Here is a 20,446-nt window from a genome sequence, read left to right as displayed (position 1 = left end):
ATTTTATTAGTTACTAAAAATTAAATTGTCTGAAGATTAGAATTTACTCATACACAATATCACTTTCGGGGGCGCCAAGGTAAGCTGGCTTTAAGCCACCGCAATCGATAAGGATTTTTTGCAGTATAATTCCAGGATCTAAGACACGGATGCGTAATGTATGTTTTCCTGTATTCAAAATATTATGTTTGGTAGCCGATTTAATAATATGTTCAGCCTGCCATTTTCCTAACTCCCCTTTGTAATGCCCATTAAAATTTATAATTTGAGGTTCGTTTCCATCAAAAGAGATTTCGTATTTCAGTCCTTTGTTACTATTAAAATTGAGAGTTGGGGCTAACCAGAGCTGAACACTCATTTCTCCTTTAGATTCAAAATTGATCTCATATTCCAGAAAAAATATTTTCATCCTTTTGGGGATACGCGTTTTGAGGAAAAGTAGTTATGCCCGATTTTGTTTTTCCAAAGTCAGGGATGACTTCCCAATGACTATTTTTAGAATTGTTTAAAGCCGAATAATTTTCAGCTTCTATAGAGACATAGCCGTTTTTTTCCTGAAAAACAGGTTTTTTAGAAACTTTTTCTTCAGCTACATAAGTAACTTCAGGAAGGATGTTTTTAGGACCATCATGCCATGCCTTGTATCCAATTCTCATCTGATCCATGATATGAGTCCATTTCCCACCTGAAATTTCATTATTATATTTATTTTGAAGAATGGAATCTCTTGCAAAAGTACTTTTCACCTGATCCGCAAAAGTGTTGGCTAAAATGTTTTTTTCTGAAGCCAGTTTTCTGTTCTTTGCCTGAGCAAAATACATTTCGTAAAGGTTGCTGCAGGCATCTATAGGATACAAAACAAGCTGAAAATAGGCATCTTTGTATTGCTGTGGAATATCATTGTAAATTCGATAAGCATCAAGTGACAAATTTTTATAATCAGTAACGACGTTTTGAAATTCATTGTAATTTTCAAGACTGTATGTCTTGCTGTCCAGCATTTCAGGAGTAACTCTTCTGTTAAATTTTGGATACGTATTTAATAATCTCGCAATTTCTTTAGCATGTTTCTTTCCGAACTGATCAGCTGCCCATTTTTCGGTAAATTCAAAAAGATTCTGAGAATCGAACTTTTTAGGATTCCAGGCCATCTCTAAAAAGAAACTAATTGGAAATTCCATTGGTTTAAGATCTCCTACATTGACGATCCATATTTGATCAACCCCATGTTCAAAGCTAAGATTCATTTGTTCCCAGACTCTTTGTATCGGATTTATATTGATCCATTTAGAATTTCTTGGTGCTCCAACATAATCAAAGTGGTAATACATTCCGTAACCGCCTTTGTGTAAAGGTTTTGTCTGGTCCGGAAGTTTTCGGACATTTCCCCAGTTATCATCGCAAAACAACAGAATAACATCGTCAGGAACCCGCATTCCCTGATCATAATAGTCCTGCACTTCCTTATATAATGCCCATACCTGAGGCGTTTGTTCGGCTTTTTTATGAGTAACCTCTGCAATAATTTTACGCTGTTCTTTTACAATATTCTCCAACAGACTTATGTTGGTTCCTTCACTCATGGCTTCATCACCGTCACCGCGCATTCCAATTGTCACCGCGCATTCCAATTGTCACCAGCTTTTCCCAGTTCTTACTGCGCTCAATTCCGCCTTTCCAGAATTCGTCTAAAACAGTTTTATTTTTAGCATAATCCCAAACATTTGGAAGATTGTTTTTTTTAATATACCGACGCCAGTCTGTCTGAGTCAAAGCCATAGGTTCGTGATGCGAAGTACCTACAATAATTCCCATCTCATTAGCAAGAGGTCCGCTGGCCACATCATCATCATAAAAAGCATTTCCCCACATCGCCGGCCAGATATAATTGCCTTTTAGACGAAGTAGTAATTCGAAAACTTTTTCATAAAACTTACTATTAAAGCCCCCAAATGTTGCTTTAGACCAACCGCTTAATGCAGGTGCTTCATCGTTGATAAAAATCCCCCTGTATTTTACGGCAGGTTCACCATCACTGTATACTCCTTTCAGAAAATAGATATTTTCTTTTGGCGCAACAGGTACATCAGCCCAGTAATACCATGGAGACACACCTATTTGTAGGGACAATTCATAGATTCCGTAAATTGTTCCCCGTTTGTCACTGCCTGCAATTACAAGAGCTTCTTCTACTCCTTTGAACGGATTTTTAACGCTTTGTATAACAAATTTTTCATTTTTACCTTTAAGGAGCTTTCCGTCAATTTTTTTCTGTTTTACTAAGTCATCAATGACAGAATTGGTACCCATTACCCCAATTATGATTAGTGGCGAAGACGAATTTGGATTCTGATTAAAAACCACTGGTTTTTGACCTGTTACCTTTTCAAAATCAGACTGGAGATTACTTACTGCACGGACAATTCCAGGATCTGTTCCGGGATTGACAAAAAAAGAAAGAGGAGTTGATTTTTCTTTCAGAATAAGAACATCACTTCCTTTTTTATCTGTTATAAAAGGCTGTGCTGCTTTTAATTTGCCCGATATAAAGGTAGTAAGCAGTATTATGAGAAATATTAAGAATCTTTTCATTGCATTTTTATTAAAATCAATTACAAAAATTACTTTCTATCTGAACAACAGAGGTGCAAACATAAATAAGTCATGCCTCCATACCGGCCAGCTATGCCCTCCCGGATATTCACTGTATTTATATTTGATGCCTATCTGGTCAAACCTGCTTAGCATTATTTTACAATTTTCAAAAGCAATATCTTCTTTACCTCCCATCGAAATCCAAAATTCTTTAATATTTGAATTAATAGCGGCGGTATTGTTTTTCATAAATTCATACTGAGGTTCTGATAGTGTTTGATTATTAGCCCACCAGCCTGAGCTAAATACCCCTATATAAGAAAACATATCTGAGTTTTTAACCCCTGTATAAAGAGTCTGCAATCCGCCCATAGATAATCCTGCCAAAGCTCTGTTTTTAGCATCGGTTGCTACTTTAAAATTATTTTCTACAAATGGTATTGCTCCCAATTTCAATTCAGTTTCAAAAGCTTTTAGGGAATTTTCATTAAACCCTTCAGTTCCTCCCATATTGCCGTCAAGCATTGCAATAACCATTGGTTTTGCATTATTCTCAGCTATCAGATTGTCTAAAATTAAATTCGCCTTACCCTGAGTGGCCCAGCCTCTCTGATCTTCTCCTCCACCATGCAATAGATATAAGACAGGATATTTTTCTGTAGCATTTTCTTCATAACCCGGTGGTGTGTAAACATACATTTCACGCCATGAATTGGTAGCTCTTGAAAAATATTTCTTAATCCTGATATCGCCATGTGGAATGTCCTTTAAAGCATAAAAATCTCCTTCTTTATTCGGTATTTCAATTCCGCTGGCCATACGTCCCATACCATAAAAACTTTCGCTTGACGGATCAGCAACAGCTACGCCATCAATAAGTAGCGAATAATAATTAAATCCCTTATTAATGACATCAGTAGTTACATTCCATGTACCTTCCCCATCTTTTATCAAGTCATATTTTTTTCCTAAATCAATTTGCACTTTTGTAGCTTCTGGTGCTTTGACTTTAAAAACCACCCGGTTATCCGGCAGTATTTGAGGATATTTAGCATTGCGGATATTTGTTTCTGCCTGTGTTCCTAAAACAGTATATTTCACAAAACTTGAAGGATCGACGGGCTTGAATAAAAACTGTGAGAACATGTACAAACCGTTTTTCCATACCTTAAAATCATGAACTCCCGGTTCAATATAATAGACATGCGGAATATCATTTTGATATAAATAATCGTGGGTACGTTTACTATTACTGATAAGCCAGTCGTTATCGCCACAGGAAATCCAGAGCAGTTTTAATTTCTTTTTTGCTTCTTCAGGATTAGGAAGTAATTCTTTGGGCATTTTAGTATTTGGAGCTGCAGAAAATGCGCCAACCCATGCAAATTTATCTAAATTGCCAAGTCCGAAATTCAGAGATTGACCGCCTCCCATAGACAAACCCGCAATAGCACGGTGTTCTCTATCTTTCAAAACCGGGTATTTTTTTTCTATAAAAGGGATGAGGTCATTTAATAAATCTTTTTCAAAAGTTGCAAATGCCTGCACTTTATCCGGAGCCATTATATTACCCGTAGTACTATCGTCTTTCATTGCCCTGCCATTTGGCATCACCACAATCATAGGTTCAATTGTTCCTTCTGCGTAAAGATTATCGAGAATAATCTGCGGATTACCTTCGTTGAGCCATTCTTTTTCATCGCCCCCTATCCCATGCAAAAGATATAACACAGGATATTTTTTCTTTTTATTGAATCCGGGAGGTGTATAAACAGTAGCTTTTCGGACAGAGCCTACCGTTTTAGATTCATAATTAATAGTCTCTATTTTTCCGGCAGGTAAGTCTGCATTCAACTGATCAAAGCCAACAGGAGCCTGCATTCTTAAAGAAATACCTTTATCAGAAAATTGATATCCCAACAAAGAAAGCATTTTCTGAGCATAGCGTTTTCCTAATTCTCTGTAACCTGAAGCATTAAAATGTAAAAAATCAGGTTCAACTGTACATCCTTTAGATGAAATTACATAAGAATTCGATATTGTTTTTGGCAGTGTCGCAATAATTTTATTCATGCTTCCACATTTGCCATTTTGCTCTTCATGTACTGTCTCACCAGAAAGAAGTGGCACTTTTTTTGGATCCAGATTCAGATCTTTCATCAAATTATCATAGACAATTTTTACTTTTTTAGGCCAAAGTGTATCACCGGTATTAGATTCTCCCTGATGTAGTAAAATACCTTTAATAACACCCTTTTTTTGTGCTATTTTTGCCATCTCAACCAGCCTTGCATAAGGATTTCCGTCGTATTCCTTAATCATGCCCTTCATCCAGTCAGGTGCTGTTGCAATGTATTCTGCTGACTTATCTTTATCAAAAAGCTCAATTTTACAGCCTCCAACCGCTACATTGATAACGCCTACTTTTACTTTTTTAGGAAGATTGGTAATCAGGTTTCTTCCAAAATAATCAACAGGTGTTAGTCCGGTATTACATCGGCATAAAGGTGGTACTGCTGTGTACCAATTCCCCATTTTACGTCCTGTCTCCGGACAGTTTACAGCTGCCAGTACCTGAAACCTGTCGTCAACTCCTACTTTATCCTGAGCTTCTATTTTAGCATATCCTTCCATATTTGACTGGCCAAAACTTAAATAAACATGAAAATCAGGATCCTGAGAGTATCCTTTTTGCGCTATTGAAAAAAGGATAGCAAATGCGAAAAATTTAGTTATTAATTTCATACCGCTATTTTTTTATTATCAAAAATTATTAAAATCTTATTTAAATAAATCCAGATCGACTGCTTCTCCCATCCTGAGATAGCCCGATTCGTTTGGATGCAAAAAGTCACCGTCATGCATGTCTGATAAAATAGTTTTCGATCCGATTTCTGAAGCCATTGCCTTATCAAAATCAATTACAGCATCGAAGGCATTACTATTTCGAATCCATTCGTTTACAATATCTCTTGCTTCCTGTCTGTAGGGCGCGTCATAAAACGATTTCTGAAAAGGTAATATGGTACATCCATATACTTTTATTCCCTTAGCATGTGCTTTATCAATCATGACTTTGTAAGCTTCGATTAGTTGCTGAGCTTTAAGAGGAGCATCTTCAGGATTTTTAATTCCTCCAATATCATTCACTCCTTCAAGAATTACTAGCCACTTTGTACCTTTTTGAGATAGTACATCCCTGTGAAAACGATTCAGTGCCGTTGGACCTAATCCGCCTTTAACCACGCAATTCCCTCCTATTCCTAAATTCAAAACCCCTATGTGGTTAGTGTTTTTATTGGCAAGTAATCTGGCTGATAAGATGTCTGTCCATCTGTTTTGTTTGTTTGCTCCTGATCCGCGTCCATCAGTAATAGAATTACCAAGGCATACAATATTAGCTGCATTTTCATTCTTAACATCTACTCCCATGATCGAGTACCAGTGATCCGTTTTTATCGCACCTGAAAAAGCAACATTAGTGACGTTATCACCCTGTAAAATATAAGAAGTTGTTCTGGAACCCGGATGACCTGATGTCTTATGGGAAGCTGCTCCGTAATGAATGGTAATGGCTAAAAGTTGTCCTGGTTTTAAATCAAAATCAAAGGCATCTGAAAAAACTTCCTGTTCCGGATTCATTGTTATTTCAGGATTTCCATTGAAAAGTAATATTTTTTGTGTTGACGGATCAATCTCAGGAGCAGTAACCACATTTGCCACACTTACCGATTTCAAAACAGTTGGCTGATCACTAAATATATTAGAGAAACGGAGACGTAACTGCTTTCCTCCTATTGAAACCCTGATAATCTGTCGAATCGTATTTTCTGCCAGACCAGGTTCTGGAGGCATGTTATTAGGCTCTACCAACATTTGTGCTGTTGCCCAGGTGCCTACCCAATTTTTATCTGTTCTTTCTACTGAAACTTGACTAGATTTACAACTAACAATAAAAATGAGCAGATTTACTAAGGCCAGAATCGATATTATTTGTCTTTTTTTCATAAGTTCACTTATTTGTATTATAGTATTTGACAGAGTTCTAAATAGACCAGACTGTTATTGGATTGATTTTTTTTAAATAACTATTACATACTTAATATATGAATTGTATTAGAATTCAAAAGCCGAGAGAGTTACCCTCGGCTTATTGTATATAAAACTTAGAATCAATTATGAGAAGGTATTCACTAGATTTACACTCAAATAATTATTTCTATTTTCATATTATGATATTAAAAATATTAATTGTAACCTGGATTCTGGTATTCTGCTTTTTCAGCAGCACTCATTTCCATTAAATCAATTTGTCCCTGAGGAATTGGTCGCAGATAATGATATGGCTGAATAGTTCTGGTCACAACTTGCGGTGTATGATCACCGTAAGTTGACCCTCCAATTGAATATTGACCAGCAATTTCATTCCATTTTTGAGTTCTTACTAAGTCGTACCAACGGTAACCCTCTCCATAATACTCTCGTGAACGTTCAGCCAAAATGTAATTAATAGTGATTACAGCCGGAGTTGCATTAGTCAATATAGAACTGTTGTCCTCACTTTTTGCAACATTACCATTATTATTCCAACGCCATTTTCCTGCACGGGCACGTATTACGTTTATAAGACTTCTTGCTGTCATGGAACCAGTTGCTCCTTTTACAGCAGCTTCTGCTGCAATAAAATAAAGTTCTGAAAATTTAGCTATCGGAAATGGTCTGGTACTACCTGCATTTGGCTGTCCTAATCCTCCTGCATTATCAGTGCGATATGGCCCTAACTTCCATAAACCTGGATAAACTATTCTGTTTATTCCGGATGGTGCAATAACGTAATCAGCTCTACCTGGTAAAACTCCTCCACCAACTCCGCTGTCACCTGCTCCTGTAGGATATGTTATTGGTGTCCCTGGTTCATCATTTAAGAAAGTTAAAATTGCACTATTAGGCGTCACAGACAATCCATTAGCATTAGTAAGTGTAGCTACATTTGTTAGTCCCGTACCAAGTAAATTCCAATTTCCTCGATAAACTGACGTAAATGTCCCATCATATCTGGAGTCATTAGTCTTGTCAGCAAATGTATTGGTGAATACTCCAATAGGTGGCGCCATTCTTACCCAAGGACGCCCTAAAAACTGATCAGCAGCTCTTTGTACAGACGAAACAGAAGCTGTTCCATTTTTACTTCTTATTGCGGTGTAATTGAATGTCCCCATCCATCCTGCAAAATTATCAGGTGAACCTCCGCTTCCGTAAGTAAGACTGGCACCATTGTAATATTCACTTTCTTCAGTATGGTCTGCGTAAAGCATTACCTCTTTATTACGGTCATTAGAACCCAAGTTAACATCATAATAATAATCCAACAATCCATATGAACCAGGATTATTAATTCCGTCTAAAGCTATATCGTAAGCTTTTTGAAAATACCATTGAGCATTGTGTCCATCAGGATCTACTCTTGGTGTATCAGGATAGGTTGGGATATTATTTGGATTTTCTAACCACCAGGCATATGTCAGATAGGCTTTTGCTAAAAATAAACGAGCTACTGTTTTAGTCACAGTACCAGTTAATCTAGGTGCAACAGGTAAATCATTTACAGCTGACACCAAATCCGGGAAAATAGCTTTAGTATAAACTTCTGTTACCGTATTACGTTTAGACGATCTAGAAGGCTTAGTGTTAAATTTCAGTTCGCCTGCACCTAAATCTAAAGGTACACCTCCAAAATTCTGTACCAATAAAAAGTAATCAAAAGCTCTAAAAAACCTTGACTCAGCAATTAAACTGCTTGCTACACCTACTGCTGCACCATTTTCAATAATTCCGCTGGCAGTATTAATATCATTATATGAGTTGTTCCAAACTACATCAGCTCGGCTTGAATTTGGATTTATTACTCCAACACCTGATAAATCATGATCTTTAAAGTTTCCGTCGGCCTGTTGCCCGTAAGTGTTTTCATCTGTACCGGTTTGAACAGAATTATAATAATATGCCTGTCCGTATATCCAGCGTAAATGTGCATAATGTGAAGTTAATCCTTGTTTTACTCCTGCTTCTGTTTTAAAATACCCTGGTTCATAAAAGTCGTGTGGTTTTTCTTCTAAAATATCAGAGCAGCCTGCAAAAGAGAACAATACTACTGATCCTATAATTAATTTTTTAAAAATATATCGTTTCATGGTTGTTCCTTATTAAAATGTTAAGTTAAGTCCGAATAAATAATTTCTGGTAGTAGGTGTATTGGTTCCAATAACCAAAAACCTTCTATTGTATGAAGCTACAGCCTGATTTTCATCCCCCAATGAGTTTGTCTCCGGATCCATTCCAGACATTTTATGGTAAGGAGAAAAAAGTACAAAAGGATTTTGTGCGGTTACATAAAGTCTAAGCTTCTGAATTCCTAAATCTCTCATAAACTGCTGATCTAACGTGTAACCTAACGTTAGTGCTCTGATTTTCACATACGATGCGTCAAAATAACCCATTGTTGACATATATTTTGGATTATCACCGCTTCTAATACCTCTTGGATTAGGAAATTCAGCATCTCTGTTATCTGGTGTCCAGTAATCAACGTCAACATTACTTCTACGCCCATTAAGAAGGTTCAGGTAACTTGCTCCTCCATAAAGAGTACTTATCAAGACACCACCACTTCTAAATGCTCCTACAGCAGAAAAATCGAACCCTTTGTAGGTTAAATTTGTATTGAAACCTCCCTGGAAATCCGGGTCAGTATCTATAATTTGTCTATCACTTGCATTAATTGCACGTGTTGGCGAACCATCTGGATTAAAATCACCTGTATATTTTACTTTAATGGATCCTACTACTGTTCCTTGTTGATTAATACCAGTTGGTCCAGGCTCATAGATTGACATATAAGGATCTCCTTCCTGCCAGATACCCACTTTTTGATAATCATAAATAGAATTGATATTATGACCAACAAACCAAGAGTTTCCTTCATCTCTTGTAGCTCCTGAAGCCAGTTTGACTAATTTATTATCATTAGCATATAAGTTAAAACCAACCGACCAACTGAGTCCTTTTGGATTATCAAGAATTACTCCGTTCAATGCTATTTCAAAACCTTTATTTTCAGTCTCTCCAACATTTCCAACATAATTACTTACACCTGCTGTTGCTGGTAGATTAACACTTTGCAGAACATCGGTAGTATGTGTTTTATAATATTCAATTGTACCAGATATACGATTATTAAAGAATCCAAAATCTAATCCATAATTCCATGTGGTAGAAAATTCCCAGCCTAAATTAGGATTAGGTGCCTGAGTAACATACACTCCTGTAGAGTTTGTACTTCCGAAATTGTAAGGCCTTGTACTTAAAGCTCCTAAAGTAGAATATGGAGCTACAGCCTGATTAGAAGTTGTACCATAACCGGCACGCAGTTTTACTAAATTAGCCCATGAAAGATTTTTCATAAAAGATTCGTTTGAAACTGTCCATCCTACAGATACTGCCGGATAGGTAAACCATTTATTGCCAGGTGCTAGTCTTGATGAACCATCTGAACGAACTGTTCCCGAAATAAAATATTTATTATCATATGAATACATTAATCTGGCCATATAGGAAGTTAATCCCCATTGTGTATAATCCTGATCTGCTGGATTTATAACTGCTTCTTCTTCACTCTGTCCTAAGTTGTAAAACTGAAATGCATCAGAAGTAATTCCATTTCTTCTTATAAGAGAACTATTACTTGTACGCTGTTCATTTGAATACAACCCAACAAAATTGATAGTATGTTTATTAGCAAAAGTTTTATCATAAGTTAACAAGTTCTCAATAAGCCATTGTGTTGCAAGTGAATTACCGATAGAAGCATTTGAAATAGTTGTTGGATTTACATCAAACACTCCATATCCTTCATAATATCCACTATTAGAAGTACGAAAGTTCAAACCACCATTCATGCGATATTTTAAACCTTCAACTCCAGGTATTTTGACCTCTGCAAAAATATTATTATAAGAACTAAAAGCTCTGGTTTGGTTTACATACGAATCTCCTAAACCTTCTATGGTGCTTCTTGTATAGACCCAATTTTCATCATTTGCCATTTTAACTGTCCTTTTCAAAGATCCGTCTGCATTATATGGATTTGCCAAAGGAGAAGTCCCTAAGATAGTTCCTGTTCCAATATTATCACCATTTGTAATAGCATAATTACTATTAGTAGTAAATCCTATACGGAAATTTTTCCCTATTTGCTGATCTAAACCTCCTCTAAGACTGAAACGTTCATACTTTTGACCTGGCAAAACAGATTCTTCTTTATAATATCCTAAACCTGCATTATAGCTACCACTCTCTGTACCTCCTGAAACACTCACATCATGACTAATCATTTCGCCAGAACCATAAAGAGAGTCCTGCCAGTTTGTATTAGTATCTCTTGACTCATCAACCCCGTCAGTGTAGAGACCAGAATAATCACGAAGCGCTGCAAATTTTACACCGTCCATCATATCATATCGACCAAAAACCTTCTTAATACCTGTAAATCCATTGTAAGTAAATGTAGCACTTTGATTTTTACGTCCTTTATTAGTTGTAATCAATATAACTCCATTTGCACCTCTGGAACCATAAATAGCAGTTGCAGACGCATCCTTTAAAACATCAACAGACTTAATATCCACCGGATTGATGTCTCCAATTTGTCCGCCAAATGGAACTCCATCCAGTACAATTAAAGGATCATTATCACCTGTAAGAGATCTTGTTCCACGTATACGAATCTGCATAGCAGCTCCCGGTTTTGTTGAAGTCTGCGTTAGTTCAACACCTGCAAGTCGACCCTGTAATGCCTGTGTTACGTTAGCAGATTGTACCTCATTTAATTCTTTCCCTCCAATTGAAGCTACAGATCCGGTTACCGCTTCTTTTCTTTGTGTACCGTATCCAATAACGACAACTTCTTTTAAAACGCCTGACTCTTCTTCAAGCTTTACATTGATTTGGTTTTGTCCATTTATGGCTACTTCTTTGGTTTTCAAACCGATAAAACTAAAAACAAGTACCCCATTTGAAGGAACATCAATAGAATAAGTACCATCAAAACCAGTACTTACGCCAGTTTTAGTCCCCTTTAAATTTACATTAGCCCCTGGAATAGGACCATTTGCATCCGATACCGTCCCTTTTACTTTCGTTTGCGCACCCGCATGGAGTGATAAGCCAAGCATTAAGATCAAAAAACAAAAGCATTTTAAATGCTTCGATTTAATTGTAACAAAATAGTTAGTCATAAAAATTGATTTAAATAATTAAAATTCATTTTTTGGTTTAGTCATAAGTGTATGTAACAAATGTAGAAAAAAACAATTAATACACAATCGGTTGTTTATTATTTTTTTTAATTATTGATAAAAATATGTATATAAAAAAACAATGTATGTAATATAAAAGAATAAAAAATAAATTATATTCATTTTTTTACAGATTTTGAGTTTAAAAATAATAATTTAAAAGTAAATATTCGAATTGTCTACGTAAATCGTAAATATTAAGATTTATTACAAAATATAAAATTAAAAAGTAAAATACTGTTAAAACAACTATACCTAGACATCATATACTTGATTTCTTAATAAAAAGTACTAATAATTTGTCAAAATTTTCCAAATTTTAATTAATAAGCATTACAATCGGTTGTTTGTTACGCAAAAAAAGCTCCCTGAATAAAGGAGCTTTTGAAAAATATCATTTTATGTTTTTATTAGGTAAAATCTATTTGTATTAAATAACGTTTCATAGCTATCAATATTTGAACATTATTTTATATGAAACTATAATTCATTTCTTTTATCGAAACATTTTTGCCGTTATTCCTGTAATCCATTTTAGTGAAACTTTATATGTTACAAATCCTGAATGCGTGTTAAAAAAGGGTAATTATGACAGAACAAATACCATTCATTATCCACCTCATATATAGAATGATAAACAGCTCAGCCTGTAAACGGATTAAATATTCTTCCCTTATATGTAAAAGATCCATAAGAACTATCCCCAATTGCATAGAAAATAAAATTACTCTCTTGTATTGAATAAGAGAAGTGAAATTTACCATCATATTTATAAATCCATGAATATTCGAAAAAGCTGCTAATTATTTGAAAACAATATAACAATTCCTTTTTCGTCCAGAATTTTATTTTTTTTGAGATCTTCAGTAAATTCTAAAATATCATCAGCAAGTATCACTACTTAAGGTTTCCGTTATTTTTTTATTTCTTTTAACTTTATCAAGTTATGATACGCTTTCTTAGGTTTTAAATCTTTATCAAATAATAATGGATAATTGGTCCTTCCTTTTATTGGCCAGTCATTTAACCACGATTGTCCGTCATGAACACCCCAAAATGTGACCCTGCTGATTTTATCTTTATGCTTTAAAAATAATTTAAAGATTGACGCATAGCGTTCAGCTAATTTCACCTGAACAGAATCAGGAAGTTTTTCAGGATATGGATTCATTTTTGCACTTCCTTCAAAATTTTGGTTTACATCAGCACCTTTTAAATCCCAAGGATTTGGCAGAACGGTAATATCTAATTCTGTAAAAGCTACTTTCAAACCCAAAGCAGAATATGCTAAAATACTTTCTTCGATCATTTCTATCGAAGGACTATCTAATCGCCAGTGAGCCTGTATTCCTACTCCATCAATTTTTCCTCCTCCGGCTTTGATTTTTTTGATCAGATCAATATTGCCTTTTCTTTTTGCAGGCTCTTCATTATTATAATCATTATAATACAAATCTACTTTTGGATCTGCAGCAGCTGCCAGTTTAAATGCATCAACAAGATATTGCTCTCCAAGTGTCTTCAGAAAAACTGATTTTCTTAATGTTCCATCATCGTTTAAAGCTTCATTGACAACGTCCCAGGAATCAATTCGTCCTTTATATTTAGAAACAATTGTCGTAATATGATCTTTCATAAAAGCTTTCATTTCTGTACTGTCTTTAATTTCTGCCATCCATGGAGCTAATTGACTGTGCCAGATTAGCGTATGCCCATGTATAAACATTTTATTCTTCTCTCCATAGGCAACAAATTTATCAGAAATTGCAAAATCATATTTATCTTTAGAAGGATGCAAAAACATCGATTTCATGATATTCTCTGCTGTAATAGCATTAAATTCTTTTTTGATTAAAGAATCTTCTTTGGCATTTTTTTCTTCAATCTGATTTAGATTTAAGGCAGTACCGATATAAAAGTCTTTTTTATAACTGTCTTTCAATGAAATAGCATTTTCTTTTTTTTTCTGTGCATTACAGCTGGTGAAGATGATTAGAGGTAAAAGCAGTAAATAATGATTAATTAATTTCATTTTATGGTTTTTAAGGTTGATCGTTTTTTATTTTGATTTCTGGTACAGTTTTTATTTGTCTCTTAATACAATCTGTAAGTAATAATGATGATTTTAGCTAAATATCTTTTAATTTCCGGGCGCAAAAGGAAACTTCAATGATTTAAAATATTCTAAAGATTGTGTTGGTTTCTCTACTCCAACAGGCAATTCCTTACCCGAATATTGCTGAAAATACAGCAGACATGCATCCCTCCACCATTTGGCTTCTTTATACTGAATTGCTAATAACATCTGAACTTCTTTGAAACGTTCGATATCAATATATTTTTCAGCTTTATTCCATGTATTTTGCATATTTTTTACCTGATCGACACCTTCCTGATACTTCAAAGCCAGACCATTCCAAAGTGTTTGCCCGTTTTTTAATTTATAATCCCAGGAAAGATGATGAAACCATAGCAAATCTTTTTCAGGACAAGTCTTTACATTATCAAACATTTTTTCAACTTCAGGAGCATATTGTGATGTTGCATTTGTTCCGGTTTTAGACCGGTCAAAACCTACTCCGTTTTTATCTGCTTTATGATAATACACCGGATTCCATTCCGGCCTTGATAAATTAGAAACCCATGGTCCCGGACCGTAATGATGTCCCGTATCCATAATATGATGTAAACCAAGTGGAGTCATATAATTAACAACTGCTTCACGAGATTCTATCATCATTCTTTTAATTGGGCTGATGAAATTTTCATCATTCGAAAACGTACATCTCAGCCATTCATCAGCGATAGTTTCAGAATCTAAATTGGGGTTCCAGGCCAGTCTCCCAAAGCCGTACCAGTTTGCCTGTGCAAAAGGATGCCCTGTCCAGTTTAAGTCATTTCCGATATTGGAAACTCCTGCAATACCTGTTAGCTTCGTTTTTGTATAAGAACCGTCAACTACTTTAGCAATGGTTGCTCCTTTTCCTTTTTGATAAGTATCTGCTTCTAAAACTTCCTGAAATAATTTAGGCAGAAAAACCAAATGTGTGCTAAAACCTAAATATTCCTGGGTAATTTGAAATTCCATCATTAAAGGCGTTTTTGGCATAGCTCCAAACATCGGATGAAAAGGTTCGCGGGGCTGAAAATCGATTGCTCCGTTTTTTACCTGGACGATCACATTGTCTTTGAATTTTCCATCATAAGGAACAAATTCAGCATAAGCCTGTTTTGCTCTGTCATTAGCGTCATGTTCAGAATAGACAAAAGCTCTCCACATAATTACTCCACCAAATGGCGCAACGGCATCGGCAAGCATATTGGCACCGTCAACATGATCTCTTCCGTAATTTTGTGGCCCTGGCTGACCTTCTGAATTTGCTTTTACCAGAAAACCTCCAAAATCCGGAATTCTTTTATAAATCTCTTTGGCTTTATCTTTCCACCAATTTACCACATCAGCATCTTTTGGATCAGCAGTTTTTAATCCCCCGATTTCAATAGGTGCTGAAAAACGTGCTGTCAAATAAACTTTTATTCCGTATGGTCTAAATACCTTGGCTAAGGCTTCAACCTTCTCTAAGTATTGAGGTGTTAAAATTAATGCGTTTGCATTTACATTAGTCAAAACGGTTCCGTTTATTCCAATCGATGCATTTGCCCTTGCATAATCAATATATCGTTGATCAATAAACTCAGGAAGTTTTTGCCAGTTCCATAACGAAAAACCGGCGTATCCACGCTCCACAGTACGGTCTAAATTATCCCAGTGATTTAAAATTCTGATATTTGTTTTCGGTGTATCAACAATATTAAGATTTTGAATTGGCTTATTTGTCTGAATCAATCTTAGAAAATTATAAACACCGTATAAAACTCCAATATCTTTTTTTCCTGTAATAACGATATGGTTGTTATTTTTTAGAGAAACCGACTTGATAACAAAACCTTCGTCATTTATAAAATCAAAACTGGAACCAATTGCTTTTTGAATTTCAGGACTTAATGCTAATTTTGAGCCTAAAATTATAGTATTATTGCCTTCTAATTTTGCATCTGTCTGAATTTTATTTCCCAGCATATCATGCAAAGCATTATGTAATTCATTTTCAGCAATTTTTAAAGTTTCTGTGTTTTCTAATACTACTATCCTTTTACTATTTGATAAATAATCTGAAATTTGTTTTGAATTCGTTTTCTTTTCATATTGCAACCACAATTTATAATCTCTTTGTGCCAACGCCGGGCAACTGAATACAAAAAACAATATGCTTAATTTTAAAAAAGTCTTCTCTATAGGTTTCATTACTCTTCTGTTTACTCCTTAATTATATACAAACATTATACTTACCTTAAACTGATTATTTAGCAATATAAATACTAAAAAAATGCAGTATCAAAAATATCATTATATTCGCAATCGGTTGTGCTAAAATACAAAAATAAAGCAATTAAAAAATAAAAAATCCATTTTATGCCTTATTTTAAAACATTATCAGAATAAATCCTACATTATATCAAAAGATATATTAACTATAAAATCGTTCATACAAAAAATAGATTTTTGCATAATCTATGGCTTATAAAAATTTATAGCTTTTTAGACGACTCACGTATAAGCACCTGAGTATTTAAGAATGTAATTTCTTTGGCATCCTCTTCTTTAACAGATTTGAGATTTTTAATAATTAATTCGGCGGCAGCTTTACCCATTTTCTCAGCTGGATGTGTGATAGTAGAAATGTTAGGCTCAATTATTTCAGAGATAGGATCATTATTGAATCCAATTACTGCAAATTGATCAGGTACCTTAATCCCTCTTTTTTTTGCGGTTTGAACTGCGCTTACTGCAAGAATATCTCCTGGAGCAAAAAGTCCGTCTGGTGGTGATTTCAAGTCAAACAATTGATTACAGGCTTTTACCCCCTCATCATAAGTCATTTCCTTTAAACTTACAATAAGATTATTTTCAACCTGAATACCATACTCTGATAAAGCATCAATATACCCTCTTTTACGTTCATTGTAAAGCGTCCCGAATTCTGATCCGGCTGTTAAATGAGCAATTCTTTTACATCCTTGTTCTATAAGATGTTTTGTCGCCTTATATCCCGCTAAATAATTATTGATCACAACACGAAAAGTATCATAATCTTTAGGTACCCTGTCAATAAATACTAAAGGAATATTGTTATTTGAGAACTGTTTAAAATGTGACGTATCTTTCGTTTCCATTGCAAGCGAACAAATAACCCCACTTACCCTATTACTGTATAAAGACTTAGCCATATCTACCTCCATCTGATATGAATCATGCGATTGCATAATAATGACGGAATAGTTGGCTTTTTGGGCAGCGATCTCAATACCACTAATTAATGATGATAAAAATGGCTGAGTAACGGTGGGGATCAAAATTCCAATAGTTTTAGTCACATTACCCCGAAGTCCAGCCGCTAAAGTATTAGGCACAAATCCCATTTCTTTAGCTGTCTGTTTTACTTTTTTAATTGTTTTCTCACTTATACTGTGATGGTCTTTTAAAGCCCGTGAAATGGTTGATGCTGCAAGATTCAGTTTTTCTGCAATATCATAAATTGTTACATGTCTGTGTTCTTCCATGAATTAAAGTACTAAATCAATGTAAATGTACTTATTTTAATGTTATAATAATATATTCTGCATTTATTTAGGAGATTATAAGCGTTTTTATAAAAATATATCGATACAAAATATTAAATTGTCATTTTTTCGAACATCTCTTCAGACATAATTTTTTTATTATGAAAAAAAGTTATTTCTTTACACAATCGGTTGTTTATGCAGCCTCTATTTAATTAAATTCTGCATCTCTATAAAATATAGTTTATGAAAACGAAAAAAATCACAACTCTAATTGTACTAATCATTTCATGCTATTGCCTTGCACAAGAAAAGGATAAATTCCGGTTTCAAAATACCAAATTAAGTTTTGAGGAACGGGTAAATGATCTCGTAAGCCAGTTAACATTAGAAGAAAAAGTATCACAGATGTTAAATTCGGCTCCAGCAATTACAAGACTTGGAATACCTGCATATGACTGGTGGAATGAGACTTTACACGGAGTTGCCAGAACTCCTTTTAAAACAACCGTTTATCCTCAGGCAATAGCGATGGCGGCCACATTTGATAAAAATTCACTTTTTAAAATGGCAGACTATTCCGCACTTGAAGGAAGAGCCATTTACAATAAAGCCGTAGCAGCAGGCCGAACCAATGAACGTTATTTAGGGCTCACCTACTGGACACCTAATATTAATATTTTTCGCGATCCACGCTGGGGACGTGGACAGGAAACGTATGGTGAAGATCCGTATCTGACAAGTGTTCTGGGAGATTCATTTGTAAAAGGCCTTCAGGGAGATGATCCTAAATACCTAAAAGCTGCAGCCTGCGCTAAGCACTATGCCGTACATAGCGGACCTGAATCTTTACGCCATACTTTTAATGTTGATGTCACCCCTTATGAACTTTGGGATACGTATCTGCCTGCATTTAAAAAATTAGTAACCGAGTCTAAAGTAGCTGGTGTTATGTGTGCTTATAATGCTTTCAGGACACAGCCATGTTGTGCCAGCGATATATTAATGACAGATATTTTAAGAAATCAATGGAAATTTGATGGCTATGTAACCTCGGACTGCTGGGCAATCGATGACTTCTTCAAAAATCATAAAACACATCCGGATGCCGAATCTGCTTCGGCAGATGCTGTTTTTCACGGAACAGATATTGACTGTGGTACTGATGCTTACAAAGCTTTGGTTCAGGCTGTAAAAAACGGAAAAATAAGCGAGCAGCAAATTGATATTTCTGTAAAACGTCTTTTTATGATTCGTTTCAGACTTGGAATGTTTGATCCCGTTGAAATGGTAAAATATGCACAAACACCGGCCTCTGTTTTAGAAAGTACAGTACATCAGCAACATGCCTTAAAAATGGCGAGACAATCTATGGTTTTGCTTCGAAATGAGAAAAACGTATTACCACTAAATAAAAACCTGAAAAAGATCGTAGTACTGGGTCCTAATGCGGATAATTCTATATCCATTTTAGGAAATTACAACGGAACTCCGAGCAAGTTAACAACAGTTTTACAGGGAATTAAAGAAAAAGCAGGTCCTAATACGGAAATCGTTTATGAAAAAGCAGTCAACTTTACCAATGATACTTTATTAGTATATCAGAATCTTAAAAATCAATACGCTTACGAAGGAAAACAGGGCTTTAAAGCCGAATATTTTAATAACAAAAATCTTTCCGGCGAACCTGAAGCTGTAAGAACCGAACCAGAAATCAACAACTTTTGGCAGGAAGGCGAAGTTGTTATAAAAAACATTAAAGCAAACCAATTTTCTGCACGCTATACCACAAACTTTACAGCAGAAAAGGATGGCTCTGTTACTTTTGAACTTAGCGCAGATGATGGATATCGTTTTTTGATTGATGGGAAAGAAGTTATAAATGCATGGGAAAGAAACAGATGGGGAGAAAAAACGTTTAAATTAATTACGAAAAAGAATACCGTTTATAAATTAGTTTTAGAATACTGGCAGGGTGAAGGAAAAGCCAATATTGCATTAAATACCGGTAATTTTGAAAAAACGGATTTCAAAAAAATAGTGGATAACCATAAAGATGCCGATGCGTTTATTTATGTTGGCGGAATATCCCCACAGCTGGAAGGCGAAGAAATGCCTGTAAACTTTCCAGGCTTTTCAGGTGGTGACCGTACCTCTATTCTTCTTCCAAAAGTCCAGACCGAGCTGATGAAAGCTTTGAAAACCTCTGGAAAACCAGTCGTTTTTGTGATGATGACAGGCAGTGCTATAGCCATCCCATGGGAAGCGGAAAATATACCTGCCATACTCAATGCGTGGTATGGAGGCCAGGCCACTGGAAATGCTGTATCAGATATTCTTTTTGGAGATTATAATCCTGCTGGAAGATTACCTGTTACGTTTTACAAAAGCGATTCGGATCTTTCTGCTTTTGTGGATTACAATATGGACAACAAAACGTATCGTTATTTTAAAGGTGATCCACTTTATGGTTTCGGGTATGGCCTTAGTTATACTTCATTTAAATACGATCAGTTACAAGTTCCTTCCAAAATAAAGAAAGGGCAGTCTGTGTCTATTTCTGTCAGAATAACCAATACCGGAAAATCAGAAGGAGAAGAAGTTGCCCAACTGTATATTATCAACCAAAATCCATCTGTAAAAGCACCTTTAAAAAGCCTCAAAGGATTTGAAAGGCTTAATTTAAAATCAGGTGAAAGTAAAACAATCAACTTTACACTTTCTCCTGAAGACTTATCATTAATTACTACAGAAGGTGACCTAAAACAGTCCTCAGGCAAAATTAAGCTTGCTATTGGAGGCTGCCAGCCAGATGAAAAAAATGAAATAAAAAACAATATCGTAACCCAGATTATTCAAATAGATTAGTCATAAAA

The 20,446-nt window shown here is 35.2% G+C and carries 11 protein-coding genes; 1 reads left to right on the top strand and 10 read right to left on the bottom strand.

What is annotated here, in order from left to right:
• Positions 1 to 43: 43 nt before the first annotated feature.
• The 10 genes from ACNC7R_RS08480 to ACNC7R_RS08435 all read right to left on the bottom strand — a co-directional run bounded on the left by ACNC7R_RS08480 (position 44) and on the right by ACNC7R_RS08435 (position 17,570).
• Entirely contained in the window at positions 44 to 409 is a 366-nt protein-coding gene (locus ACNC7R_RS08480; RefSeq protein WP_417940499.1) for a hypothetical protein, read from the bottom strand.
• The gene (locus tag ACNC7R_RS08475; RefSeq protein WP_417940498.1) at positions 384 to 1,619 is read right to left on the bottom strand and encodes a glycosyl hydrolase 115 family protein; all 1,236 of its coding nucleotides are present in this window, start codon (positions 1,617 to 1,619) and stop codon (positions 384 to 386) included. Before ACNC7R_RS08475 ends, ACNC7R_RS08480 begins: the two co-directional genes overlap by 26 nt.
• Positions 1,597 to 2,592 carry a glycosyl hydrolase 115 family protein gene (locus ACNC7R_RS08470; RefSeq protein WP_417940497.1) on the bottom strand — a complete coding sequence of 332 codons (996 nt, stop codon included), beginning with the start codon at positions 2,590 to 2,592 and terminating at the stop codon, positions 1,597 to 1,599. Before ACNC7R_RS08470 ends, ACNC7R_RS08475 begins: the two co-directional genes overlap by 23 nt.
• Before the next feature lie 36 nt (positions 2,593 to 2,628).
• Positions 2,629 to 5,340 (bottom strand): alpha/beta hydrolase-fold protein, encoded by a 2,712-nt coding sequence (locus ACNC7R_RS08465; RefSeq protein WP_417940495.1) that lies wholly within the window; start codon positions 5,338 to 5,340, stop codon positions 2,629 to 2,631.
• Between the two features lie 36 nt (positions 5,341 to 5,376).
• Positions 5,377 to 6,603, bottom strand: a complete 1,227-nt coding sequence (locus tag ACNC7R_RS08460) for an SGNH/GDSL hydrolase family protein (RefSeq protein WP_417940494.1) — start codon at positions 6,601 to 6,603, stop codon at positions 5,377 to 5,379.
• Positions 6,604 to 6,842: 239 nt separating this feature from the next.
• Complete coding sequence (locus tag ACNC7R_RS08455) at positions 6,843 to 8,786, bottom strand: RagB/SusD family nutrient uptake outer membrane protein (RefSeq protein ID WP_417940493.1); 1,944 nt, start codon at positions 8,784 to 8,786, stop codon at positions 6,843 to 6,845.
• 12 nt (positions 8,787 to 8,798) lie between these two features.
• Positions 8,799 to 11,888: a SusC/RagA family TonB-linked outer membrane protein gene (locus tag ACNC7R_RS08450; RefSeq protein WP_417940492.1), complete on the bottom strand. Its 3,090-nt coding sequence runs from the start codon at positions 11,886 to 11,888 to the stop codon at positions 8,799 to 8,801.
• A gap of 973 nt (positions 11,889 to 12,861) precedes the next feature.
• The gene (locus ACNC7R_RS08445; protein ID WP_417940491.1) at positions 12,862 to 13,980 is read right to left on the bottom strand and encodes an endo-1,4-beta-xylanase; all 1,119 of its coding nucleotides are present in this window, start codon (positions 13,978 to 13,980) and stop codon (positions 12,862 to 12,864) included.
• A gap of 108 nt (positions 13,981 to 14,088) precedes the next feature.
• On the bottom strand, positions 14,089 to 16,254 hold the full coding sequence (locus ACNC7R_RS08440) for an alpha-glucuronidase family glycosyl hydrolase (protein ID WP_417940490.1): 2,166 nt from the start codon (positions 16,252 to 16,254) through the stop codon (positions 14,089 to 14,091).
• 284 nt (positions 16,255 to 16,538) lie between these two features.
• A complete protein-coding gene (locus ACNC7R_RS08435; protein ID WP_417940489.1) occupies positions 16,539 to 17,570 on the bottom strand; it encodes a LacI family DNA-binding transcriptional regulator in 1,032 nt (343 codons plus the stop codon).
• 246 nt (positions 17,571 to 17,816) lie between these two features.
• On the opposite strand from ACNC7R_RS08435, the gene ACNC7R_RS08430 reads away from it, so the two are divergent.
• Positions 17,817 to 20,438: a glycoside hydrolase family 3 C-terminal domain-containing protein gene (locus ACNC7R_RS08430; protein WP_417940488.1), complete on the top strand. Its 2,622-nt coding sequence runs from the start codon at positions 17,817 to 17,819 to the stop codon at positions 20,436 to 20,438.
• Positions 20,439 to 20,446: the final 8 nt, after the last annotated feature.

It is taken from the genome of Flavobacterium adiutor (assembly GCF_048282555.1).
In the GTDB taxonomy this organism is placed as follows: domain Bacteria; phylum Bacteroidota; class Bacteroidia; order Flavobacteriales; family Flavobacteriaceae; genus Flavobacterium.
The sequence above is the reverse complement of the archived record's forward strand: the minus strand, read 5'-3'. Positions and strand labels throughout refer to the sequence as shown.